The 22,397-nt window shown below is 70.2% G+C and carries 23 protein-coding genes; 12 read left to right on the top strand and 11 right to left on the bottom strand.

Annotated elements, in window-relative coordinates:
* Positions 1-26: 26 nt before the first annotated feature.
* A complete protein-coding gene (locus ACFOYY_RS00250; RefSeq protein ID WP_386186696.1) occupies positions 27-476 on the bottom strand; it encodes an NUDIX hydrolase in 450 nt (149 codons plus the stop codon).
* A 144-nt stretch (positions 477-620) separates the two neighbouring features.
* Here ACFOYY_RS00250 and purU point away from each other — a divergent pair, with 144 nt between their 5' ends.
* Positions 621-1,523 (top strand): formyltetrahydrofolate deformylase, encoded by a 903-nt coding sequence (purU, locus tag ACFOYY_RS00245; protein WP_386186693.1) that lies wholly within the window; start codon positions 621-623, stop codon positions 1,521-1,523.
* 48 nt (positions 1,524-1,571) lie between these two features.
* Here the strand turns inward: purU and ACFOYY_RS00240 are convergent, their stop codons facing one another.
* Entirely contained in the window at positions 1,572-3,644 is a 2,073-nt protein-coding gene (locus ACFOYY_RS00240; RefSeq protein ID WP_386186690.1) for a prolyl oligopeptidase family serine peptidase, read from the bottom strand.
* Positions 3,645-3,990: 346 nt separating this feature from the next.
* Between ACFOYY_RS00240 and ACFOYY_RS00235 the strand changes: the two genes are divergently transcribed.
* From ACFOYY_RS00235 to ACFOYY_RS00225, 3 genes are all read left to right on the top strand, one after another.
* The gene (locus ACFOYY_RS00235; RefSeq protein WP_352010685.1) at positions 3,991-4,500 is read left to right on the top strand and encodes an HNH endonuclease; all 510 of its coding nucleotides are present in this window, start codon (positions 3,991-3,993) and stop codon (positions 4,498-4,500) included.
* Between the two features lie 59 nt (positions 4,501-4,559).
* Positions 4,560-5,384, top strand: coding sequence for a GNAT family N-acetyltransferase (locus tag ACFOYY_RS00230; protein ID WP_386186688.1), 825 nt, complete (start codon positions 4,560-4,562; stop codon positions 5,382-5,384).
* A 133-nt stretch (positions 5,385-5,517) separates the two neighbouring features.
* The gene (locus tag ACFOYY_RS00225) at positions 5,518-5,736 is read left to right on the top strand and encodes an FmdB family zinc ribbon protein (protein ID WP_386186686.1); all 219 of its coding nucleotides are present in this window, start codon (positions 5,518-5,520) and stop codon (positions 5,734-5,736) included.
* A 45-nt stretch (positions 5,737-5,781) separates the two neighbouring features.
* Here the strand turns inward: ACFOYY_RS00225 and ACFOYY_RS00220 are convergent, their stop codons facing one another.
* From ACFOYY_RS00220 to ACFOYY_RS00210, 3 genes are all read right to left on the bottom strand, one after another.
* Complete coding sequence (locus ACFOYY_RS00220) at positions 5,782-6,288, bottom strand: helix-turn-helix transcriptional regulator (protein WP_352010688.1); 507 nt, start codon at positions 6,286-6,288, stop codon at positions 5,782-5,784.
* A 106-nt stretch (positions 6,289-6,394) separates the two neighbouring features.
* Positions 6,395-8,233, bottom strand: a complete 1,839-nt coding sequence (ilvD, locus tag ACFOYY_RS00215; protein ID WP_352010689.1) for a dihydroxy-acid dehydratase — start codon at positions 8,231-8,233, stop codon at positions 6,395-6,397.
* Positions 8,234-8,379: 146 nt separating this feature from the next.
* Positions 8,380-9,204, bottom strand: coding sequence for a nuclease-related domain-containing protein (locus ACFOYY_RS00210; RefSeq protein WP_352010690.1), 825 nt, complete (start codon positions 9,202-9,204; stop codon positions 8,380-8,382).
* 299 nt (positions 9,205-9,503) lie between these two features.
* Between ACFOYY_RS00210 and ACFOYY_RS00205 the strand changes: the two genes are divergently transcribed.
* Genes ACFOYY_RS00205 through ACFOYY_RS00195 form a run of 3 tightly spaced genes read left to right on the top strand, consistent with a single transcriptional unit; the run spans position 9,504 to position 10,836 of the window.
* Entirely contained in the window at positions 9,504-9,800 is a 297-nt protein-coding gene (locus ACFOYY_RS00205; RefSeq protein ID WP_352010691.1) for a hypothetical protein, read from the top strand.
* 15 nt (positions 9,801-9,815) lie between these two features.
* The gene (locus ACFOYY_RS00200) at positions 9,816-10,187 is read left to right on the top strand and encodes a DUF5130 family protein (RefSeq protein WP_352010692.1); all 372 of its coding nucleotides are present in this window, start codon (positions 9,816-9,818) and stop codon (positions 10,185-10,187) included.
* A gap of 19 nt (positions 10,188-10,206) precedes the next feature.
* Positions 10,207-10,836, top strand: coding sequence for a hypothetical protein (locus ACFOYY_RS00195; protein WP_386186681.1), 630 nt, complete (start codon positions 10,207-10,209; stop codon positions 10,834-10,836).
* 6 nt (positions 10,837-10,842) lie between these two features.
* Here ACFOYY_RS00195 and ACFOYY_RS00190 read toward each other — a convergent pair whose 3' ends face one another.
* Positions 10,843-11,805, bottom strand: a complete 963-nt coding sequence (locus tag ACFOYY_RS00190; RefSeq protein WP_362908952.1) for a hypothetical protein — start codon at positions 11,803-11,805, stop codon at positions 10,843-10,845.
* A gap of 12 nt (positions 11,806-11,817) precedes the next feature.
* On the bottom strand, positions 11,818-13,338 hold the full coding sequence (locus ACFOYY_RS00185) for a serine/threonine-protein kinase (protein ID WP_386186679.1): 1,521 nt from the start codon (positions 13,336-13,338) through the stop codon (positions 11,818-11,820).
* A 117-nt stretch (positions 13,339-13,455) separates the two neighbouring features.
* Between ACFOYY_RS00185 and ACFOYY_RS00180 the strand changes: the two genes are divergently transcribed.
* Positions 13,456-14,175 (top strand): winged helix-turn-helix domain-containing protein, encoded by a 720-nt coding sequence (locus ACFOYY_RS00180; RefSeq protein WP_352010696.1) that lies wholly within the window; start codon positions 13,456-13,458, stop codon positions 14,173-14,175.
* 63 nt (positions 14,176-14,238) lie between these two features.
* On the opposite strand, the gene pepN is transcribed toward ACFOYY_RS00180, so the two are convergent.
* Positions 14,239-16,806, bottom strand: a complete 2,568-nt coding sequence (gene pepN / locus ACFOYY_RS00175; RefSeq protein WP_352010697.1) for an aminopeptidase N — start codon at positions 16,804-16,806, stop codon at positions 14,239-14,241.
* 221 nt (positions 16,807-17,027) lie between these two features.
* Between pepN and ACFOYY_RS00170 the strand changes: the two genes are divergently transcribed.
* The 3 genes from ACFOYY_RS00170 to ACFOYY_RS00160 all read left to right on the top strand — a co-directional run bounded on the left by ACFOYY_RS00170 (position 17,028) and on the right by ACFOYY_RS00160 (position 19,793).
* Positions 17,028-17,648 (top strand): mycothiol-dependent nitroreductase Rv2466c family protein, encoded by a 621-nt coding sequence (locus tag ACFOYY_RS00170; protein WP_352010698.1) that lies wholly within the window; start codon positions 17,028-17,030, stop codon positions 17,646-17,648.
* A gap of 189 nt (positions 17,649-17,837) precedes the next feature.
* A complete protein-coding gene (locus ACFOYY_RS00165) occupies positions 17,838-19,247 on the top strand; it encodes an aldehyde dehydrogenase family protein (protein WP_352010699.1) in 1,410 nt (469 codons plus the stop codon).
* A 108-nt stretch (positions 19,248-19,355) separates the two neighbouring features.
* Positions 19,356-19,793 (top strand): hypothetical protein, encoded by a 438-nt coding sequence (locus ACFOYY_RS00160; protein ID WP_362773354.1) that lies wholly within the window; start codon positions 19,356-19,358, stop codon positions 19,791-19,793.
* A gap of 13 nt (positions 19,794-19,806) precedes the next feature.
* On the opposite strand, the gene def is transcribed toward ACFOYY_RS00160, so the two are convergent.
* On the bottom strand, positions 19,807-20,295 hold the full coding sequence (gene def, locus ACFOYY_RS00155; protein ID WP_352010701.1) for a peptide deformylase: 489 nt from the start codon (positions 20,293-20,295) through the stop codon (positions 19,807-19,809).
* A gap of 97 nt (positions 20,296-20,392) precedes the next feature.
* Between def and ACFOYY_RS00150 the strand changes: the two genes are divergently transcribed.
* Entirely contained in the window at positions 20,393-20,860 is a 468-nt protein-coding gene (locus ACFOYY_RS00150) for a ribose-5-phosphate isomerase (RefSeq protein ID WP_352010702.1), read from the top strand.
* Here the strand turns inward: ACFOYY_RS00150 and ACFOYY_RS00145 are convergent.
* Positions 20,839-21,036, bottom strand: a complete 198-nt coding sequence (locus tag ACFOYY_RS00145; protein ID WP_352010703.1) for a hypothetical protein — start codon at positions 21,034-21,036, stop codon at positions 20,839-20,841. The genes ACFOYY_RS00150 and ACFOYY_RS00145 overlap by 22 nt on opposite strands.
* A 37-nt stretch (positions 21,037-21,073) precedes the next feature.
* Positions 21,074-22,306 carry a GNAT family N-acetyltransferase gene (locus tag ACFOYY_RS00140; RefSeq protein WP_386186674.1) on the bottom strand — a complete coding sequence of 411 codons (1,233 nt, stop codon included), beginning with the start codon at positions 22,304-22,306 and terminating at the stop codon, positions 21,074-21,076.
* Positions 22,307-22,397: the final 91 nt, after the last annotated feature.

Below are 22,397 nucleotides of genomic sequence, written 5' to 3'. Positions count from 1 at the left end.
TCGCTCATCGCCGCTGGGCACGTGGGTCACACCAGCCGGGAGACGATCTCGGGCAGCGCCGGGGGCTCGAGGGCGTCGGGAAGCGCGGCCATCGCCTCAAGTGAGAACCAGCCGTGGCCCAGATAGGTGTCGTTCTCCTCCGCGGTGAACGCCTCGGGGACGACCCGGGGTGTGTGGTCGAACCTCGCCAGATAGAACCGTTCGGTCCGCACATAGCGGACACCGAGCCAGTCGAGCTCCCTGGGCACCGGCAGCCACCGGTCGAGCACCGCCGTACCCGGCAGGCCGGTCTCCTCGGCCAGTTCCCGCCGGGCGGCTTCCAGCGGCGTCTCCCCCGGCTCGATACCGCCGCCGGGTGGCTCCCACAGGGTCCTGCCCGCGACCGGGTCGTGCCAGTGCAGCAGGAGCACCCGCCCGTCGCCCGCCACGCAGACCACCCGGGTCGCGGGGCGGTCGCTCACCTCAGGGTCGTTCATGGATTCCGGACGCTACCAGCACGGCCCATCGGTGGCACCGCGCGGCACCGGGCGGCGTGCGCGGGCGGGTGTGGGTGACGCGCTGTACTCTGCCCAGGTCGGTGTTGTGGCACCGTACGATCCGACCCCTTCGAGAGTGAAGTCATGAGCGAGCGAGTCACAGGGCCCGGCGCGGGCCACCATCGGCTGAACGGGGGCTCCGAGGCCCAGTTCGTCCTGACGCTGTCGTGTCCGGACCGTCCCGGGGTGGTGGCCGCCGTCTCCGGCCTCCTGGCCGGGCGGGAGTGCAACATCATCGAGAGCCAGCAGTTCGGAGACCCCGTCTCCCAGCGGTTCTTCATGCGGGTGCAGTTCTCCTCGCCGCTGTCCGACGCGGCCCTGCGCGAGGCCTTCGCCGCTCTGGCCCCCGACTTCGGCATGGACTTCAAACTGCGCGACACCGCGGTCAGGCAGCGGGTGCTGGTGCTGGTGAGCAAGTTCGGCCACTGCCTCAACGACCTGCTCTATCGGACGCGCTCAGGCCTGCTCGACATCGACATGGTCGGCGTGGTCTCCAACCACCCGGACCTGCGCCCGCTGACCCAGTCGTACGGCGTCGACTATCACCACCTGCCGGTCACCCCGGACACCAAGTCCAGGCAGGAGGCGGAGATCCTCGCCCTGGTCGAGCACTACCAGGCCGACCTTGTGGTGCTCGCGCGCTACATGCAGGTGCTGTCCGAGGACCTGTGCGTCAAGCTGGCCGGGAACGTGATCAACATCCACCACTCGTTCCTGCCGTCGTTCAAGGGCGCCAAGCCGTACCACCAGGCGCACTCGCGCGGGGTGAAGCTGATCGGTGCGACCGCCCACTACGTGACCGCGGACCTCGACGAGGGCCCGATCATCGAGCAGGAGGTCGCCCGGGTCAACCACACCCACTCGCCGGAGGACCTGGCCGCCATCGGCCGCGACGTCGAGTGCCAGGTCCTGGCCCGCGCCGTACGGTGGCACACCGAGCAGCGTGTCCTGCTCGACGGGCACAAGACCATCGTCTTCCCTCGCTGACGTGCCCGCGCGGGGCCGTTCCCGACGGCGGCCCCGCGCGGTGGGCCGTCAGACGGCCAGGCCCGTGTGGTGGGCGAGGAAGGTGAGCTGGTCGGCCGCGAGCTCGACGGTCTTGCTGACCGCCCGCGCCCCGTGACCCGTCTCGGCCTCGTTGCGCAGCAGAATCGGCCGGTCCGAGGCCTGGGCGTGCTGCAGGGCGGCACACATCTTCCAGGCGTGCAGCGGGTGGACCCGGGTGTCGGACTGGAAGACCGTGAACAGCGTCGCCGGGTAGGAGACGCCCTCACGGACGTGGTGGTAGGGCGAGTAGGCGTTCAGCCAGGCGAACTCCTCGGCCTTCGCGGCGGAGCCGTACTCGACGTTCCACGTCGCGCCCAGGCCGAACAGCTCGTAACGGATCATGTCCAGCAGCGGAGCCGAGCAGACGACCGCGGCGTACAGCTCGGGGCGCTGGGTGAGGGCAGCGCCGACCAGGAGGCCGCCGTTCGAGCCCCCGGAGATGGCCAGCTGCTCCGGGCTGGTGATCCCGGTGGCGATCAGGTGCTCGGCCGCCGAGTGCAGGTCGTCGAAGACGTTCTGCTTGTTGGCGAGCATGCCGGCCCTGTGCCACTCCTCGCCCTGCTCGCCACCACCGCGCAGCTGGGCGATGGCGTAGGCGCCGCCCGCCTCGACCCAGGTCAGGATCGACGCCGAGTAGCCCGGGGTCATCGAGATGCCGAAGCCGCCGTAGCCGTACAGGATGGTGGGGCGCGGACCCTCGACGCCCGGCTTGGTGATCACCAGCATGTGGACCTCGGAGCCGTCCACCGAGCGGTAGACCACCTGCTCGGTGTTGACGGCGGGCACCTCGACGGCACCGGGGGAGGCGGCCCACAGGGTGGTCTCCCCGGTGCGTGCGTCGTAGCGCTGGATGCTCGGCGGGGTGGTGTTGTCGGTGTAGACGAACCAGGCCTCGTGACCCCCCTCCGGCCGCTCGGAGATGGCGCCGATCGTGCCCAGCCCCGGCGTCGGCACCCGGCCGACGCGCTCACCCGTCACCAGGTCGTGCACGGAGATCTCGCTGATCGCGTGGCGGGTCCAGCCCGCGAGCATGACCGGGCGGTCAAGGTCGTCGAGGATCGAGAAGTCCGACAGCACGGCCTCGTCGTCCTGCGGGATCAGGTCACGCCAGTGCTCGGGCTGGGGCAGGGCCGGGTCGGCGACGCAGATGCGCGCCCGGGGGGCGTCCAGGTCGGTGAAGACGTAGAGCCTGCCGTCGCGGCCGAAGTGCAGCGCGGTCTGGGCGTCGAGCCCCTCCTGGACGACGACCAGGTCGGGAGAGTCCGGTGCGGAGGCGGCGAGGTCGGCGATCCACAGGTCGTTGCGCGGCGCCGTACCCCTGGAGGCGGAGATCTGCAACCAGCGGCCGTCGCGGGAGACCGCGACACCGTAGTAGTTGGTCTTCTCCATGTCCTTGCCGAAGATCAGCACGTCATCCTCGGTCGAGGTGCCGACCCGGTGCAGGTAGACGCGGCGGTGGAACTGCTCCTCCCCCTCGGGCACCTCGGTCGCGGGCAGCCTGCGTACGTAGTAGAACGCCTTGCCGCCGGGCAACCAGGCGATCGGGGAGTAACGGCACCGGTCGATCGGCCCCTCTACCCGCTCGCCCGAGGCGACGTCGAGCAGGTAGAGGGTGGACTCCTCGTCACCGCCGACCGAGACCTGGTAGGCGAGCAGCCTGCCCTCCTTGTCGGGCTGCCATGAGTCGAGCGTGGTGAGCCCACTCGGGTCGAGCGCCGTCGGGTCGAGCAGCGCGCGCTCGGTTCCGCCGGGGTCGACGGTGTAGAGGACGGCGTGCTCCTGGTCGGGGGTACGCCGCATGAAGAAACGTCGCTCGCCGCGCCAGGCCGGAGCGCCGATCGAGCCCGACCTGAGCAGCTCGGCGACCCGCGCCCTGAGCCGGTCGCGGCCGGTGAGCGCCCCGAGCTCGGCGGAGAAGAGCTTCTCCTGCGCGGCCAGCCACTCCTCGGTCGCCGGACTGTCCGGGTCCTCCAGCCATCGATAGGGGTCGGCGACGGGGACGCCGTGGAGCTCTTCGACGAGGTCGTCACGGCCTGCTGGTGGATATGGCTGTCGGGTCATGGCAGGAACCCTACGACCTCGGGAAGGCTGGTCGAAGCCATTGCGCGAGGGGCGTATTCGATCTTGGAGGGGCCGTGACGTCGATCTTCGGATCGAGGAGTAAAAACTGGTAATGCGGGCATAAAACGTACCAGGCGTCTCTCCTGTCATTTATGGGTGGCGGAAATGACGATGCAGAAGCCAAACTTGGTGGAGGACGGTGCCGTGGTGACCATCCGCTGGGCCGTCCGGCGGAGGTCCCTGTGACGGAAGCATCCGGGCCCCAGGAGGGGCCGCCAATCGGGGTACGCGCCTGCGTGCCCCCTCAGACTCAGACGAAGCGTCGCGCGGCGGGGAAGGCACGCTGATGCGCCAAGTCCTGCTGCTGAACGCAACCTACGAACCCCTGACCACCCTCTCCCTGCACCGCGCGGTCGTGCTGGTGCTCAGGGAGAAGGCGGATGTCGTGCACCGCGACGGGCGGGGCGCGGTCGTCCGCTCGGCGACCCGCACGCTCGACGTGCCGTCGGTGATCAGGCTGCGCCGCTACGTGCGCATTCCCTACCGGTCGCGGATTCCGCTGACCAGGACCGCGCTGATGCGCCGGGACGACTACCGGTGCGCCTACTGCGGACAGCGGGCCGAGACCATCGACCACGTGATCCCGCGGTCGAGGGGAGGAACCCACACCTGGGAGAACTGCGTCGCCTCCTGCACGCCGTGCAACCACCGTAAGGCGGATCGCATGCTGGAGGAGCTGGGCTGGACGCTGGACGTCGCCCCCGTGGTCCCACGGGGCGTCCACTGGCGTCTGATCGGCGCGCACAACGTCGGAGACCCCCAGTGGGCGCCCTACCTGGAGGAAAGCGCCGCCTGACGGTCCACGCCGCGATACCCGTTCGCCCCGGCGGAGTCCGTGTCTGCACAATCGGGTGCATGAGATGGACCTTCACCTCCGATCCAGAGGTGTACGCCGGGGCGGCGGAGCAGTGGTTGTTGCGTGAGCCGGTGCGCAACACGATCCAGCTCACGATGCTGCGCGCGCTGCGTGAGGGGTTGTGGAGTGAGGACCCGCTCATGGGATGGGCGGCGGATCCCGGGGGTGAGATCGTGGCCGCGGCCCTGCACGCCCCTCCCCAGCTCCTGATGCTCGCCGACATGCCGGCCGAGACCGTCCGCGAACTGGCCACCGCGCTCATCGAGGCCGAACGTCCCGTCCTCGGCGTCCGGGGCGGCGTCGCCCTCGCCGAGGTGTTCGCCGCGGCCTGGTGGCGTCCGGAGAGGACGCGACGCTCCGAACGTCTCTACCGCCTGGACACGCTCACCCCGCCGCCTGTCCACCCTCGGGGTGCCCCTCGTACGGCGGGTACCCAGGACCTCGAACTGCTGGTCGCCTGGGGACAGGCCTTCCAGCGGGAGGCGGGCGGCCATTCGTCCGGCGGTCTCGCGGCCGTGCTCGCCGGGCGGGTCGGCAGGCGGGAGATCCTCCTGTGGGAGGTGGAGGGGCGGCCGGTGGCCTACGCGGGCGCCTCGGTGCCGATCGGGGGCGTCTCGCGGGTCGGCCCGGTCTACACCCCTCCCGGAGAACGCGGCAGGGGGTACGGCACCGCGGTATCCCATGCCGTCACGGCCAGGGCACGGGAGTGGGGGGCGGCAGAGGTGCTGCTGTTCACCGACCTGTCCAACCCCGTGTCCAACTCGATCTATCGGACGATCGGCTACCGGCCCGTGGCCGACTACGCCTCCATCGTCTTCGGCTGACCGACGGCCGTGTCCCGGGGTGGGGACGAGACGCGCTCGGGACGCCCCGCCCTTCCCGGACGGGCTCGTGCCGTGATCTCCTCACGACCGTACGGCCGTGCCCGTACGGTCCGAGGCTGAGTAACCTGGTGCCATGCCGCGTTACGACTTCCGCTGCCGCGCCTGCGGATCGACCTTCGAGATCTCCCGCCCGATGGCCCGTTCCGGCGAGCCCGCGCTCTGCCCTCAGGGCCACGACGACACCGTCAAGCTGCTGTCCACGGTCGCCGTGACGGGTGGCTCAGGCGTCACGGCGCCCCGCCCGGCCGGTGGCGGCGGCGGGTGCTGTGGGGGCGGTTGCTGCGGCGGCTAGCCGCTTCGCCGCCCACCACGCCGGTGTCGCCGTGGGGCCGTGGGGTCAGGCAGCCTCGCGGCCCCGCTGGACGGCGCGCCTGCCCTGGAAGGGCAGGAAGTCACCGGCCCTGTGCGGGCGGGCGGGGATGAAGGTCGGCTCGGTGGCCACGATCCGGTCGAACCTGAAGGCGCGGATCGCGCCGCGCATGCGGCACATGCCCACGAGATACCAGTAGTCGCGGTGCACCATGCACGTCACGGGATCGACGTCGCGCACCGTCACCCGCCCGGAGACGTCACGGTAGTGGAGCCGGACGACCAGGTGGGAGGTGATGGCGTTGGCGATGGTCCTGGCCCGGTCGGCGACAGGGTCGGGCATCGGCTCGGTCAGGGTAGCCAGGGTGGTGGAGACGACCTCGTCGTCGATCTCCATGTGCTCGAACGCGTGACGCAGGCCGCTGCGGGCGGCGGTTGCCTGCGGGTCGGAGCCCAGATGGGCCAGGGACAGGGCGAGGGCGGCGATCTCGGCGGTCGTCAACGGGCTGCGTGCGGGCTTCATGACGTTGGCCATGGTCACATGGTATGCTCCGCCACCGACAATTTTCGAACTGCCTGTCGGATACAGCGGCCTTCCCTCGGGAGACACGGCCCAGCCGTACCCCCCGAGGAGACGGTCGTCATCGTGACAGCTGGGACAGGTCCCTTGAGGCGCCGGTCGAGGCCGAGGTGGTCAGCGCGGCGTAGGCCTGCAGAGCCGCGCTGACCGGACGGTGCCGGTCACGGGGGCGATAGCCGCCCAGCTCGGCCAGCAGCCGCTCACGCCTGGTCGCGAGCTCCTCCTCGGCGACCTTCAGCTCGATCGACCGGCCCGGGATGTCGATCTCCACGATGTCGCCGTCCTCGACCAGGGCGATGGTGCCGCCCTCCGCGGCCTCGGGGGAGGCGTGCCCGATGGACAGCCCGCTCGTGCCGCCGGAGAAACGGCCGTCGGTGATCAGCGCGCAGGCCTTGCCCAGGCCCTTTCCCTTGAGGAAGGAGGTCGGGTAGAGCATCTCCTGCATGCCGGGGCCGCCCTTGGGGCCCTCGTAGCGGATGACCACGACGTCGCCGGGCTTGACCCGGTTGTTCAGGATGCCCTCGACCGCGTCGTCCTGGGACTCGAACACCACGGCGGGCCCGGAGAAGCGCCAGATCTCCTCGTCGACCCCGGCCGTCTTGACGATGCAGCCCTCGGTGGCGATGTTGCCGTACAGGACGGCCAGACCGCCGTCACGGGTGTAGGCGTGCTCGGAGTCGCGCACACAGCCCTCGGACCGGTCGAGGTCGAGGGAGTCCCAGCGGGCCTCCTGCGAGTAGGGCTTGACGGTGCGGACGTTGCCGGGGGCCGCGTGCCACAGCTCGGTCGCCTCGGGCAGCACACCCGCCGAGCAGGGGTCCCAGGCGTCGATGTAGTCGCCGATGGTGCCGCCGTTGACGGTATGCGTTTCGCGGTGGATCAGGCCCGCCCGGTCGAGCTCGCCGAGGATGGCCGGGATGCCGCCCGCGCGGTGGACGTCCTCGACGTGGTACTTCGCGGTCGCGGGGGCGACCTTGCACAGGCACGGCACCCGCAGCGAGATCTCGTTGATCTCCTTGAGGCCGAAGTCGACGCGAGCCTCGCGGGCCGCGGCCAGGATGTGCAGGATCGTGTTGGTCGAGCCGCCCATGGCCACGTCGAGGGCCATGGCGTTCTCGAACGCCTCCTTGGTGGCGATGCTGCGCGGCAGGACCGACTCGTCGTCCTGCTCGTAGTAACGGCGGGTGATCTCGACCAGCTGCCGACCGGCGTCCTGGTAGAGCTTCTTGCGCGCCTTGTGGGTGGCCAGAATCGTGCCGTTGCCGGGCAGTGCCAGGCCGATGGCCTCGGTGAGGCAGTTCATCGAGTTGGCGGTGAACATCCCGCTGCACGAACCGCAGGTCGGGCAGGCGTTCTCCTCCATCTCCAGCAGCTCGGCGTCGGAGACGGCGTCGTCGGCGGAGGCGATCATCGGGTCGATCAGGTCGAGCTTGCGGCCCGGGGTCTTGCCGGCCTCCATCGGCCCACCGGAGACGAAGACCGTGGGGATGTTGAGCCTGAAGGCGGCCAGGAGCATGCCCGGGGTGATCTTGTCGCAGTTGGAGACGCAGATCAGCGCGTCGGCGCAGTGCGCGTTGACCATGTACTCGACGGCGTCGGCGATCAGCTCGCGGCTGGGCAGCGAGTAGAGCATGCCGCCGTGGCCCATCGCGATGCCGTCGTCGACCGCGATGGTGTTGAACTCACGCGGGATCGCGCCCGCCTCCCTGATCGCGCCCGCGACCACGTCGCCGACCTCGCGCAGGTGGACGTGGCCCGGGACGAACTGGGTGAAGCTGTTGGCCACCGCGATGATGGGTTTGCCGAAGTCGCCCCCGGCTACGCCCGTCGCCCGGAGCAGGGCCCGGGCACCGGCCATGTTCCTGCCGTGCGTGACCGTACGAGACCTGAGGGCGGGCATGAGGCTTCTCCCATCATCGAAACCGTGTCCTCAAATGGTACGGCCATCGCCCGGTGCGTGAGACGGGCGTCCACGGCGCGAGACACGAACCCCGGGACCTCGGCAGGGAGGAGTCCCGGGGCGCGTGGAGGAACGGTGAGAAGGGGTCAGGGCTCGGGGTAACGGGCGGGCAGGACCCGCTCGGCGGCCTCGTAGATCTCGTCGATCTCGGCGTCGGTGAGCGACCGCTCGCGCTTGGTGATCCACTTACGGACACGGCCGCCGTCGAAGACGTCCACATCACGCACCGTGAGGACCTTCCACGGGATCGCCGGGCCGTAGATCGCGAGGGACGGAATGATCGTCACCTCGTGGCCGAGCGCCTCGCCGATCAGCTCAGAGGCTCTGGAGGCCTCCCAGCGCGCCTCGTCGAGACGGGGCTTCTGGTTGAAGGGGCCGTGGAACAGCTTGCGGTGCGACTGGACGCGGACCGGAAGGCGCTTGTCCCATTTCTCCGAGTCGACGGCGTAGACCCCCGTCGGGCCGACCACCAGGTGGTCGATCTGGGCCTCGCTCTCGGGGATCGCGCGGGCGTGCAGGCTTCGGTAGCCGCCCCGCTCCATCCTTTTGAGCTGCGCCTCGGTCTGACGCTCCGCGACCGAGCCGCGGCGCCAGGCGGGCACGGTCGAGTGGGTGCGGGCCCGCAGTACGGTGTCGACGATCGCGCCGATGATCGCGCAGGTGACGCCCAGCCGTATGTCGGAGAAGAGGATGCCTCCGACGACGCCCGAGGCGACCGCGACCAGGACACGTCGTCTGAGATGGCCGTAGCGGGGGTCGTCGAGCAGGACGCGCAGTGAGGTGCGCTCGACGGGCGCGTACTCGGACGCGGGTGTGGCGGGTCGAGACGGCGGCCTGTCGTCGGCCGTGCGGTCGCCGACCCAAATGGGTGACGTAGTGTTACCGTCTTCTGGTGCCTGACCGGAATCCACGTGACTCACCGTAGCTGACGCCTATGTGGGTGCCTAGTATTGCGTTTCTCATACTTTTGTGGCCTTCGCCTTTCGCATGACGTTTATCCGAACCGGGTATGTCTGTTGTTTCTCTCTAGAGAACCCAGGTCGTTCGCGAGAAGGCGTCGTCCGCTACGTGATCTTACCGTTCCCGGCGTTCCCGGGCCCCGAGAACGCCGGAAGCCGCAGGACGTCACCTGGACGCCATGTGAGGGCCGTGAGCGGCGAGGTCACGGACAGGACTCGACGGGTCGGCGGCGTGGATCTACCGTGGACCTGTGGACACGATCCAGGTCATGGAGCTCCTGTTCGGTGCCTCCGGCGGCCTGTTCCTGATCATCAGTGCCTTTGTCCTGCTTCCCGGCAGGATGCGCGCGAGCGCGATCAGGGGCACCTCGGCGGCCGCGGTGTGGTTCGGCGGTCCGTTCCGCAGCGAGCGGGAGGCGCTCTCCTCGGGCCAGGTCCTGGTCGACCCCGTGCCGTCTGCGAACCTCGCCCCCGAAGTCGACTGGGTGGCCCTGGCCCGGGTCTCCGAGCCGGGCAGACGGGTCGGAGGGGCTTCTGCGGCATGGTGAGGAAACAGTGAGGACATGCTGACGGTCGGTGGCCTCACCTCGACGCAGGCCCGTGACATCCGGCAGGCGATGCGCGTGGCGGAGCGCCGCAGCGGCCTGCGCTTCGCCGTCTACCTCGGCCCCGCGCTCGGGCCGCGCCGCCACTTCTCCGAACGGCTGCACGCCGCGCTGGGGGAGGAGGCGGACACGGCCGTGCTCGTGTTCGTCGACCCCGACGCCAGGGCGGTCGAGGTGGTCACCGGTCCCGTCGCCAGGCTGAGACTGGGCGACGGTGAGTGCCGCGTCGCCGCGGTCTCGATGGCGACGGCCTTCGGTGGCGGCAACCTCGTCGGCGGACTTGTCACAGGAATGTGGATGCTCGCCGATCTGGCTTCCCGGCGCAGGTGAGTTCTCGGATAATGCGGGCGTGCTGAAGATCGGGCGTGATTCCCAAGGCGTCCCGCGGGAGGGCGAGGTGGCCCAGGAGAGGGACGAGGTGCTCTCCTATCTCGACGAGGTCCTGGCGGAGGTGCGCGCGGACAACCGAGGGCAGAACAGGAAGGCGGTCGCGCTGCTGGTCGCGGCCGTCCTCGCCGCGGTCGTCGCGGGGATGCTGAAACCGGGAGTCCTGCCCGGCCAGGTGGAGTGGCTGTGGTGGACGGGAGCGTTCTTCTGCACGATGGGCGCGGTGATGCTCGTCGGCGCGTTGCATCCGCTCAGCTCGGGACTCGCAGGCAGGAGCATCGAGCGCCGCCGTTCGTACGCGGGCCGTCTGCACACCTGGAGCCCGCCCGTCCGGCAGGAGGACGAGGACCGGACGCGGAGCGGCAGGTCGCGCGGAGCCTTCTCCGACGAGGCCCTCGCCGAGCTGTGGGCGAGACTGGGCGGCCAGGACACCCGGGCCGGCGCCGACGACCTGGTGCTGTGGATCAGGAGGCTCGGCGCCGTGGCGCAGGCCAAGGACCGCTACATCCGCAGAGGGATGCTCCTGTTCCTCGTGGCCGCGGCCTGCTGCCTGTTCGCCGTCGCCGTCGGCCAGGCCATCCTGGGCGCCTGAGGGCCTTCAGGAGCGCAGGAGCCGTACCAGGTGGGTGCTGATGTCCGACAGGAGCGTCGAGGGAGTCGTCGGAGCGGTGGCGATCGCGGAGAACAGGCTGGGCAGGCCCGCGAGCGGGAAGCCGTCGTCCTCCGTCGCGGCGTTGCCGATCTCGTTCTTGGCCAGGATCGTACGGCTGCGCTCCCAGGCGTCGAGCACCTCCTCGGGAGAGGGAACGCCGAACCCGTGACCGACAGGGGCGGCGTGGCGCAGCCGTACGAGGGGGGTGTCGGCGAAGGTCAGCGCGACCCTCGCCCGCGTGGACAGGTCATCGCGGCGGGAGGGCTCGATCCATTCCATCGCGGAGCACGGGGTGCGGCAGGTCGCGACACAGGTGGCGAGCGCGCCCGCGACCTGGCTGTGCTGGCGGTCGAAGTAGGCCCGCCAGCCCTCCCCCGGCTCCCCGGCGACCCGCAGGGTCCGGTTGGCCGCCGACTGCTCGGCCTTGGTGTGGTCGCACTCGCGTTCGCCGATGACCCCGAAACGACTGCCCGGCGCGGCCAGCCCGGGCGGCCAGCGAGCCGGGTCGCCGGCGTTGCCGAGCACCGGTTCGAAGGCGAGCAGCGGGAGATACTCGCTGGCGATGTGCAGCGCGGCGACCATCGGGCTCAGTTCACGCCTGTGCCACCGGATCGCGATCACTTCGAGCAGCAGCGCGTAGGCCGGGCGCAGTGACTCAAGCGCTCCGCGCGGCTGCTCCTTCGGTGTCTGCGGCATGGTGCACGCCCGTGCCCGCCGCCTCAGGTCCGCGGGCACGGACCGCGCCTCGGCGGCGAAGTCCTCCGCGTCCAGCGACATGAGCCGCTGCCCGAACTCGCACACCGCCTCGATCTCGTCCGCCCCGGCCACGACGTCCGCCGCGAGTGCCCCGACGTCGGCGAAGGCGTACCTCCGGGCCAGGGATACGAGCAGATCACGGGCCGATTCCACTTGATCACCCTTTCACGGTCGGTGAACGACGGCGATGTCGTACTGCGCAAAATATGGCTTTTCGGCGTCCTCCCAGGAAGTGCCTATTCTTATCATCGTTTGGCGGCCGACCAGACCACGGGGCAGTGACCGGGAACCCGTCAGGGGCAGATAGGCCCTCAGATATAGGCCGACCCTGGCGACGTGCTCACGCCACCGTGCGGGCACCCCTCCAGCCTGCCGTACGGCATCGGACGAGCTGCGGTAGAGACCGGCCAGATTCAGTGCGGGGTCGCCGGGCACGTCCCGTATCCGGGGGCCGAGCGTGCACAGGAACCTGCCGATCGCGGGAATGGCGATCTCCGGGTCCATCGCCCCGGCCAGGGGCGATCGCGAGTAGTTCGGCGGCAGGTAGGCGGCCAGGACGTCGGGTGTCCAGCGGGCGATGCCGTACTCGCCGGCGGTGGCGTCGGCCAGGTCACGGTCGAAGCCGCTCTCCGCCTTGAGCATCGCGGCGACGAGCGCGGGGCTGAGGCCGGGGACACCGGTGCACCAGGTGCCCGCCTCGACGATGGCCGCGCGGTAACGTCCCGGGAGGTCGGCGTCCGGCCGCAGCCACCGTCCGTAGTCCTGGTCGTCCCTGGTCAGGGCCAGCGCGACACCTCCGGCCACGGCGGCCGCGGCCAGGGCGAGCGCGACCGGTGGACGCCACCCCGGCCTGAAGGGGACACGTCGTGCGCGTTCCCGCACCCGTGTGCCGTCCGCGGTCTCGCCGCCCGGGGAGGAGGCCTCCTCACGGGCGGCCCGGGCCAGCGCCGCGGCGAAGGAACGGACGTTCGGCCACCGCTGCGCGCGGTCGTCGGCGAGTCCCCGGGCGACGACGTCGCCGACGGGGCCGGGGAAGGAGCCCGCCATCGCGCCGGGCGGCCCGCCGGTGAACAGGTGGTGGGCCACCGCGGCCAGGCCGTACACGTCGGCGCGTTCGTCGGGGAGGGAGCCGGGCCGCAGCTGCTCGGGCGCCATGTAGCCGGGGGTGCCGCCGCCGACCGTGAGCCCGGAGGTCTGGGCGAGCTCACCCGCGATGCCGAGGTCGGCGACGAGCAGCCGCTCCCCGCCGGCGGGCAGGGAGCGGACCAGGATGTTGGCGGGCTTGAGGTCACGGTGGACGATGCCGTTGTCGTGCAGCGCGGCCACCCCCGCGGCGATCTGGAGCACCTGTTCGACCGCCTCCGCCCACGGCACGGGGCCGACGGCCAGGCGGTCGCGCAGGGTGCCGCGGTCGGCGTAGCCCATGACGAAGAACGGCCGTCCGTCGGGCAGCGCGCCGACGTCGTGGACCTGCACCACGTGAGGGGAGTCGGCCCTGCGGATCATCCGGGCCTCCTGGGTGAAGCGCCTGCGTATCCGCCGGTGGTCGGCCCAGTGGGCGGCCAGCACCTTCACCGCGACGGGAGCGCTCAGGTCGTCGTCATGCGCGAGCCACACCGTGGCGAACGCGCCTTGGCCGAGGAACCGCTCCACGCGGTAGCGGCCGATGGTCGGGGGGACTTCCATGCACTCATCGTTACCATGCCATGACCGTGTGTCAGCGCATCTCGCGGCGCGGCTCGCGGTCCCGTTTTCCTCCCCTTTCCTCTGCGGAGGGTCACCGGGTACGCGAGGATCGTCACCGTGAGTATCCGTAAGCTTTCAGGAATCCTCGTCCAGAGGGGGGAGCAGGTGCTGGAGCTCGCTCCCGGCGAGCATGTCACCTTCGGCAGGGGAGCGGTCGACCTGGTGCTGCCCGACCTTTCCGTCTCCCGGCTCGCCGGACGGATCGACGCGGTTGACGACTACTGGACGATCTCCAACCTGAGCCGCCGCTCCACCTACGTGGTGGACACCCCGGAGGGGGACGGTGAGTTCGTCAGGGTGCCCGCGGGACGGATGCGCGCCCCGATCCCCTTCGAGCTGGGCAGGGTACGGCTGTCCGGGGACCCGTCAGGAGGTATGGCGTCGTTCCTGGTGTTCGCCCCCGAACACGTCCTTCTCCGTCCCGACGCCCCCAGACGCGAGCGGGAGACGGCGCAGACCGTTCCGCTGGACGCCACCGCGACCTACTTCCTGATCCTGGTCGCCCTCTGTGAACCACGGCTGCGCGATCCGCTCTGCGGCGTCGTCCCGACCATTCCGGAGATCATCATCCGGCTGGCCCACCTCGGGCTGGGCCGTTCCGCGGTCAACTTTCACATCGACTATCTCGCCAGGGTGAAGCTCCAGGTGAGGATGCCGGAGCGGCCGGTGAGGCCCGACTGGCGACGCGTCGCGCTGGTGTCCCTCGCGCTGCGGCACGACCTGGTGACGACCGAGCACCTGGCGTTGCTCGAAACGCGAAGCCACATCCTGCCCTGACACCTGACGCCCCTCATCGAACGAGGAGGAGGGGCGTCGGGTCGTCACACGGAACCCGGTCGCTCAGGCTGCGGAGGCGTCCTTCGCCTGGGCGCGCAGGGCACGGCTGATGCCGTCGGCGCCCTCGAGCAGCAGCCGTCGCAGTGCCTGCGGAGGCTGGCTCTCCGAGATCAGGTCCTGGGTCCTGGCCACCGTCTCCGGTGAGATCGCCAGGATGGGGTAGCAGCCGTTGGCGAAGTTCTGGGCGCTGTCGGAGGTCCAGGACTTCCAGATCCCGCCGATCTCCTCGAAGTAGCGCTCCGCGTACGGGTCGAGCAGGTCCGGGTGGCGTGGGTCCACGAAGCCCAGGATCGTCGAACGCAGCAGGGCGCCGCTCAGCCCGCCCTCGGTGATGGCGGCCCACGCGGCGGCCTTGCCCTCGGGCGTCGGGATCGCGGCCCTGGCCAGCGCCGCGGAGCGCTCACCGGTCGCGGTCGCGTCACGCTGCAGCTCCCGCGCGATGTCCTCCTCGCCGAGGACGCCTGCGGACACCAGGGCCTGGACCAGCGTCCAGCGCAGGTCGGCGTCCACGGTCAGCCCTTCGAGGGTGGCCGAGCCGTCGAGCAGGCCCTTCAGGAAGGCCAGGTCCTCCTCGTTGGAGGCGACGGCCGACAGGGCGTTGACGTAGGCGAGCTGGTGGTCGGAGCCGGGCTCGGCGGAGGCGACGAGCGAGCGCAGGCGCGCGGCCAGCGACGCCAGGCCCTCCTCACGCCAGGACGGGTCGGCGTACTGCTGGACGGCCAGACGCGCCTGGCGCAGCACCGTCTGGGCGACGGTGATGTCCTTGACCGACTCGATGCCCGAGTTCACCAGCGCGACGTAGTCGCGGGTGGACATCTCGGCGTCACGGGTCATGTCCCATGCCGCCGACCAGCACAGGGCGCGCGGCAGCGACTCGGTGAACCTGGCGATGCCGCCGTCGACCAGGGTCTGCAGCGAACGCCCGTCGAGCCTGACCTTCGCGTAGGTCAGGTCGTCGTCGTTGATCAGGACCAGGTCCGGCTGGAGCTCACCGACCAGCTCGGCGACCGCGGTGCGGGCGCCGACCACGTCGAGCTCGACCCGCCGGGTGCGGACCAGGGCGCCCTCCCGCAGGGAGTACAGGCCGATGGCGACGCGGTGCGAACGCAGCGTCGGGTAGTCGGCCGGGGCCTCCTGCAGCACGTCGAACTCCAGGAAACGCCCCTCGGCGTCGGTGGTGAACGACGGACGCAGCGTGTTGACCCAGGAGGTCTCCAGCCACTCCTTCGACCAGGAGGACAGGTCGCGTCCCGAGGTGCGCTCAAGCGCGCCGAGCAGGTCGGCGAGCGTCGTGTTGCCCCAGGCGTGCTCGTTGAAGTAGTCGCGGACACCGGCCAGGAAGTTGTCCAGGCCCACGTAGGCGACGAGCTGCTTGAGCACCGAGGCGCCCTTGGCGTAGGTGATGCCGTCGAAGTTGACCTCGACGGCGTGCATGTCGACGATGTCGGCGGCGATCGGGTGCGTCGAGGGCAGCTGGTCCTGGCGGTAGGCCCAGGCCTTCTCCACGTTGGCGAACGTCGTCCAGGCGCCCTGGCCCCAGCGGGTCGCCTCCGCCTGGCACAGCACCGAGGCGTAGGTGGCGAACGACTCGTTCAGCCACAGGTCGTCCCACCAGCGCATGGTCACCAGGTCGCCGAACCACATGTGCGCCATCTCGTGCAGGATCGTCTCCGCACGGCGCTCGATGATCGCGTCGGTGACGCGCGAGCGGAAGACGTAGTCCTCAAGGAAGGTCACGCAGCCCGCGTTCTCCATCGCGCCCGCGTTGAACTCCGGTACGAACAGCTGGTCGTACTTGCCGAAGGGGTAGCGGATGCCGAAGACCCGGTGGAAGAAGTCGAAGCCCTGCCTGGTGACCTCGAAGAGGTTGTCGGCGTCGAGGTGCTCGGCGAGCGAGGCCCGGCAGTACAGGCCGAGCGGGATGCCGTCGTGCTCGGAGGTCACCTTGTGGTACGGCCCGGCGCACAGCGCGGTGATGTAGGTGGAGATCGCCGGGGTCGGCGGGAAGTGCCAGCGCCTGGCGGCCTGGAGTGTGCCGTGACGGCCGCTGTGCTCCTGGAGCTCCTCGGCCGACTCGGGCGCCGCGTTGGAGATCACCTCCCAGGAGGAGGGGGCGAGCACGGTCAGCTCGAAGGTGGCCTTGAGGTCCGGCTGGTCGAAGCAGGCGTACATCCGGTGTGCGTCGGCCGTCTCGAACTGGCTGTGCAGGTAGACGCTGTCGTCGACCGGGTCGACGAAGCGGTGCAGGCCCTCCCCGGTGCGCATGTAGGAGCAGTCGGCGTCGACGCGCAGCTCGTTGCTCTCGGCCAGGTTCGGCAGCGGCAGCCGTCCGGTCTCCGGGTCGTAGGTGTCCACGTCGAGCTCGACGCCGTTCAGCACGGCCTTCCTGACCTTGGCCCCCGCCAGGTCGATGAAGGTTTCCGCGCCGGGACGGGTGCCGGTGAAGCGAACCGTGGTGATACTTTCGAAGCGTTCGTCTCCCTCGGTCAGATCGAGCTCCACGACATACGACTGCACGCTGATCAGCCGTGCGCGCTCCCGCGCCTCGTCACGGGTCAGATTGCCTGCCACTACCGCTCCCTCGTCAACAAATTCCCCCGCTTCGTTGCGAAGGGGTGCCTGAATCCTGCCACGTGAGGCCCTGGATCGTCGCCCCCGCCGGCCTGGGAGTCGACTGTCGATCATGTTCGGGGATAAAGGGGCCGGTCAAGGTGATAACCCGTCGTAGGAATAGGAAACTCGGTGATGCGGGTTGTCGCTGTGCGAAGCCCTCACGATCAGAAAGCTGAGAGATGACTGAGCGCACTCCGGTCGACCTCTGGTTCGACCCCTTCTGCCCCTTCGCATGGATGACCTCCCGCTGGCTGCTGGAGGTGGAGAAGGTGCGGCCCATCGAGCCGCGCTGGCACATCATGAGCCTCAACATCCTCAACGAGGACAAGGACGTCCCCGAGACCTACCGCGAGATGATCGCCAGGGCCATCGGCCCGGTTCGCGTGGTCGCCGCCGTGCAGGACAAGTACGACTCGGAGACGGTCGGCAGGCTCTACACCGAGCTCGGCACACGCCTGCACAACCAGGGCAGGCTCAAGGAACTCGACAGCCTCCGCGAGACCGTCGAGGAGGCCCTTGAGGCCGCCGGGCTTGAGCGGGCCTTCGCGGACGCGATGGACTCCGAGGAGTTCGACGAGATCCTGCGCGCCTCCCACAACGACGGCATCAACCGGGTCGGCCAGGAGGTAGGCACCCCGGTCATCGCCGTCGGGGACGTCGCCTTCTTCGGTCCGGTCGTCTCTCCGGCCCCGAAGGGCGAGGAGGCGGCCAAACTCTGGGACGGCGTCAGGCTCGTCGCGGGCATCGACGGCTTCTTCGAGCTCAAGCGCTCCCGCACCCGGCCTCCGATCTTCGACTGAGCCCGGCCGGTCCGGCGTCCCGCCGTCTCCCGGCCCGGCGGGACGCGCGCCGCCCGGATGTCACGAGTTCTCATGGATCTCAAGGATTCCCCACTCGGGGGAGCGCCTGGCCGTACGCTCATCGCGAAGGCGGACGGACGCGGCCCGTGGAGCCCTCGTCCCGCCACCACTCGCGCGAGGATGAGAGACATGCGTCATCTGTACCTGAACGGAGCATGGCGGCCGTCGGCGTCCGGCGAGGGGTTCGACGTCGTCAATCCCGCGACCGAGGAGACGATCGACCGCGTTCCCGCGGGTTCCCCCGCCGACGTCGAGGTCGCCGTCGCCGCCGCCCGTGAGGCCCTGCCCGCGTGGTCGGCCACGGCTCCCGCGGAACGGGCCCGCCTGTTGAACGCCGCGGCCGGCCTGATCCGGGACCGCGCCGACCGGATCGCGAGCGTCATCGCCACCGACGTGGGCACCCCGTACGGCATCGCGACGCGGGTGCAGACGCTCCTGCCCGCGGAGGTGCTGTCCTCCTACGCCGGACTGGCCGAGAGCTACGACTTCGAGGGCGGCAGGGTCGGCAACTCCCTTGTCCTGAGAGAGCCCGCCGGGGTCGTCGGAGCCATCACCCCGTGGAACTACCCGCTGCACCAGGCCGTGGCCAAGGTCGCCCCCGCCCTGGCCGCCGGATGCACGGTGGTGCTCAAACCCAGCGAGGTCGCGCCGCTGGCCGTGTTCGCGCTGGCCGAGATCCTCGACGAGGTCGGGCTGCCGCGCGGGGTCTTCAACATGCTCAGCGGCCGGGGCCCGGTCGTCGGTGAGGCACTGGTCACCCATCCCGACGTGGACATGGTCTCCTTCACCGGCTCGACCAGGGCGGGCAGAAGGGTCGCGGCCCTGGCCGCGGAGACCGTCAAGCGCGTGACCCTCGAACTCGGCGGCAAGTCGGCCAGTGTCGTGCTGCCGGACGCCGACCTGGAGACCGCGGTCAAGGCGACCGTGGCCAACGCCTTCCTCAACTCCGGCCAGACCTGCTCGGCCTGGACCCGCATGATCGTGCACCGCGACCAGTACGACCAGGCCGTCTGGCTGGCGGCCGAGATCGCCAAGGCCCACACCGTGGGCGACCCCTTCGACGAGGGCACCCGGCTCGGTCCCCTGGTCTCGGCCGCGCAGCGCGAGCGGGTCGTGCGCTACATCAACCGGGGTGAGGAGGAGGGTGCCAGGCTGGTCACGGGCGGCACCGACAACCCCTGTGAGCGGGGCTTCTACGTCGAGCCGACGGTCTTCGCCGGTGTCGAGCCCGGGATGGTCATCGAGCAGGAGGAGATCTTCGGCCCGGTCCTGGTGATCGTCCCCTACAGCCGGGGCGAGGACGAGGCCGTCGCCATCGCCAACGGCACGCCGTACGGCCTGGCGGGCGCGGTGTGGGCGGGGGAGGAGAAGCACGCGCTCTCGGTCGCGCGCAGGCTGCGCGCGGGCCAGGTGACGGTCAACGGGGGCAGGTTCAACCCGCTCGCACCCTTCGGGGGATACAAGCAGTCAGGTATCGGCAGGGAACTGGGCCAGTCCGGGCTTGAGGAGTTCCTGGAGACCAAGGCGATCCAACTGTAGGCCGATGTCCGGTATCGGACGGTCAGCAAGGGACATCCTGGGTAAAACCCTCCGGAAGGATTCGTAAGGACCTGCACGTAAGGCATCGCCTCTGCCGGAGGGCGCCGCATGAGACTGGGCACCACACGTCTGACCGCCTTCGACCTGGTGATCGTCGCCGGAGGACTGCTGCTGGTGGTGCTGGCCGCGCAGAACCTCGGTCCCGCCCTGGCGGCGCTGCGCGGGGTGGGCACCTGGGGCACCTTCACCGCCAGGCGGGTCGAGTGTGTCTCCCACCCCGGCCACGAGCAGTGCACCTGGACGGGGGAGTTCAGAGGCGGCCGGGTCGTCCGGCCGGAGGTCGGTTTCTACGGAGGTGACCGCGACACCTTCACCCCCGGCCAGACCGTCAGGGCGTTCGACACAGGCCGCCAGGGCCACGTGTACGGCGAAGGCGGCTCCAACGAGTGGATCGTGGTCGTCCTGCTGCTGGCCGCGGGGCTCGGCCTGATGTCCTGGCCCCTCCTTCGCCTTCGCCGCCGCCCCTCCGCTGAGCCTTCCCCCTGAGGGGCGGGCGCGCTCAGCGAGCCTGGAGAAGGACCTTGCGGGCGGCGTCCTTGGCGAGGCGGTCGACGTACAGCATGCCGTCGAGGTGGTCGGTCTCGTGCTGGAAGCAGCGCGCGAGCATGCCCCTGGCCTTGATCTGGACCGGGCGGCCGAGCCGGTCGAGGCCGCGCACCGTGACTCCGGCGGCGCGGGGGGTCCCGGCGTAGATCGGGGTGCCGCTGTCCTTACCGGGGATCGACAGGCAGCCCTCCTCTTCGAGGACCTCGGCGTCGTCGTCGACGGTCAGCACGGGGTTGATCACGTGCCCCTTGCGCTTGCTGCAGTCGTAGACGAAGATCCGCTTCGAGACGCCGATCTGAGGACCGGCGAGCCCGACGCCCTGCGCGGCGTACATCGTGTCGAACATCTCGTCGATCAGACGGCGCAGATCACGGTCGAACTCGGTGACCGGCTCGGCCGGCGTACGCAGGACCGGGTCGCCGACCACTCGGATGTCACGCATGAGGACTCTCTCTTGTAAGGGCTGAAGCGGTATGCCGACCGTTACCTTATCCGGGGTGGGGGTCGAGGCGGCCAGCCGTACCTGCGAAACTGGGCCTGTGCGTGTCTACATCGGTGCCGACCATGCCGGCTATGACCTCAAGAACCATCTCGTCTCCTGGCTCAAGGAGCACGGCCACGACGTGACGGACTGCGGGCCGTTCGTCTACGACGCCGAGGACGACTATCCCGTGTTCGTGCTGCGCGCGGCGCAGGGCGTCGCCGACGACTCGGGCAGCCTGGGAATCGTCATCGGCGGCTCGGGCAACGGCGAGCAGATCGCGGCGAACAAGGTGCGCGGCATCCGCGCGGCCCTGGCCTGGAGCGAGGACACGGCCAAGCTCGCCCGCGAGCACAACAACGCCAACGTGATCAGCGTCGGCGCCCGGATGCACACGCAGGAGGAGGCGGTCGGCTTCGTCGAGCTGTTCCTCACCACCCCCTACTCGGGTCAGGAGCGGCACAACCGCAGGATCGCCCAGCTGACGTCCTACGAGACGATCGGTCAGCTTCCGCCGCTGCCCTGACGTTCCTCCCCGGGCCTCGACGTGGAGGCCCGGCGGCGTGCGGAAGCCTGTCCGCGCTGTGTCTCATCCCGCAGGGGCCGTCTGTCGGCGGCCTCCTGCTGCTCACGCGTCGGCCGGGAGACGTCCCTGGCCCGCATGGCGACGGTCGCGTTGATCTGCAAGCTCTGCAGTGCCATGCCTCACCCTAACCCGCGTCGCGACGCAGGGGGAGGCTCAGAAGATCAGTCCGCACCAGGGAGCCGGGTCCCACGACATCGCGGCCGACAGCTGCCTGACCGCTCCCTCCCGCAGCTCGCGCACCACCCCGGCGGCCTGCACCGCCGCCAGCGGACGCCCGCCCAGATAGGCCGCGCCCAGTACGGAGACCGGCAGGACCACGTCGGCCTCGGCGTCGTCAGCGGGAACGCATCGGGCCTGCCGAGTGTCGGCCGACAGCCGCCAGCGGCGCGCGTTCCACGGGCAGACCGTGTCCTCGACCTCGATCACCACGTCCACGGGCGCCGAGTAACGCCGCAGGGGGAGCGCCCGCTCGACGTCCACGAGACGGACCCACAGCTCGTCCATCCACGCCGCGTTGAGGTGGCGGGGCTCGGCCAGCAGGTGGATCAGCGGGTCGTCCGGGGGACGCTGGGCCGTCCTGACCCGGGAGACCAGGTCACGGTCGAGAACGTGCCGCCAGAGCAGGGCGTAGGCGGCCGGGTCGAGGCCGACCAGTTCCTTGAGCCGCAGCTCGCCGTCCGGCACGTCATGGGTGGTGAAGGCCAGCTTGATCCGGAAGATCGCGTAGCCACGGGGGCCCTCGTCGTCCTCGACGACCACGGCGCGCAGCGGGCCGGCGCCGCCCTGGTCGCTCTCCTGGTCCGACAGGAACGTGTCCCAGCGGGCCGGTGTGCGGGCGTAGAGCCCGGGACGGCTGTCGAGCTGGGCCTCGAAGACCTTCTCGAAGACGCTCCTGGCCGCCACGGGGTCGACGACGCGCAGCCGCAGCGAGGGATCGACCGGGGCGTGCCTGACGAAGGCCGAGCCGTGGGTGGGGATGTCGAAGGCGAGGTTGTCCGAGGCCCTGCCGTACCCGAAACGTCCGTAGATCGCGGCCTCGGAGGCGTACAGGGCGGCGATCGCCTCGCCCTGCTCGCGGAGCGCGCCGAGCTGGCGGGTCATCAGGCCGGACAGGACGCCCCTGCGGCGGTGCGAGGGCAGTACGGCGACAGCGGTGATACCCGCGACCAGGACCGGCCCGCCGGGCACCGTCATCGTGAAACCGCAGATGCAGGTGGCGCCGACGAGCTCCTCGCCGTCGAAGGCGCCGAGCGACCGGTCGAAGTCGATCAGTTCCTTGAACAGCTCACGCCGGTGCGGGGGGATGGGGTTGCCGAAGGCCTCTTCGTCGGTCCGGATCCACGCCGGGTAATCGTTTTCGGTCAGGGGACGCAGGTTAAGGCTCATTTGTCCTACGGTATGGCGGACAAACCCTCCCGGCCATTCAATATCCGTCCTTAATGATCAAGGCATTGGTCAAGTGGGCTGCCCAAACGGG

Origin of the sequence: Streptosporangium jomthongense, from assembly GCF_042650425.1 — a bacterium.
In the GTDB taxonomy this organism is placed as follows: domain Bacteria; phylum Actinomycetota; class Actinomycetes; order Streptosporangiales; family Streptosporangiaceae; genus Streptosporangium.
Note: the sequence above shows the minus strand (reverse complement) of the source record. Positions and strands in the feature narration are given on the sequence as shown.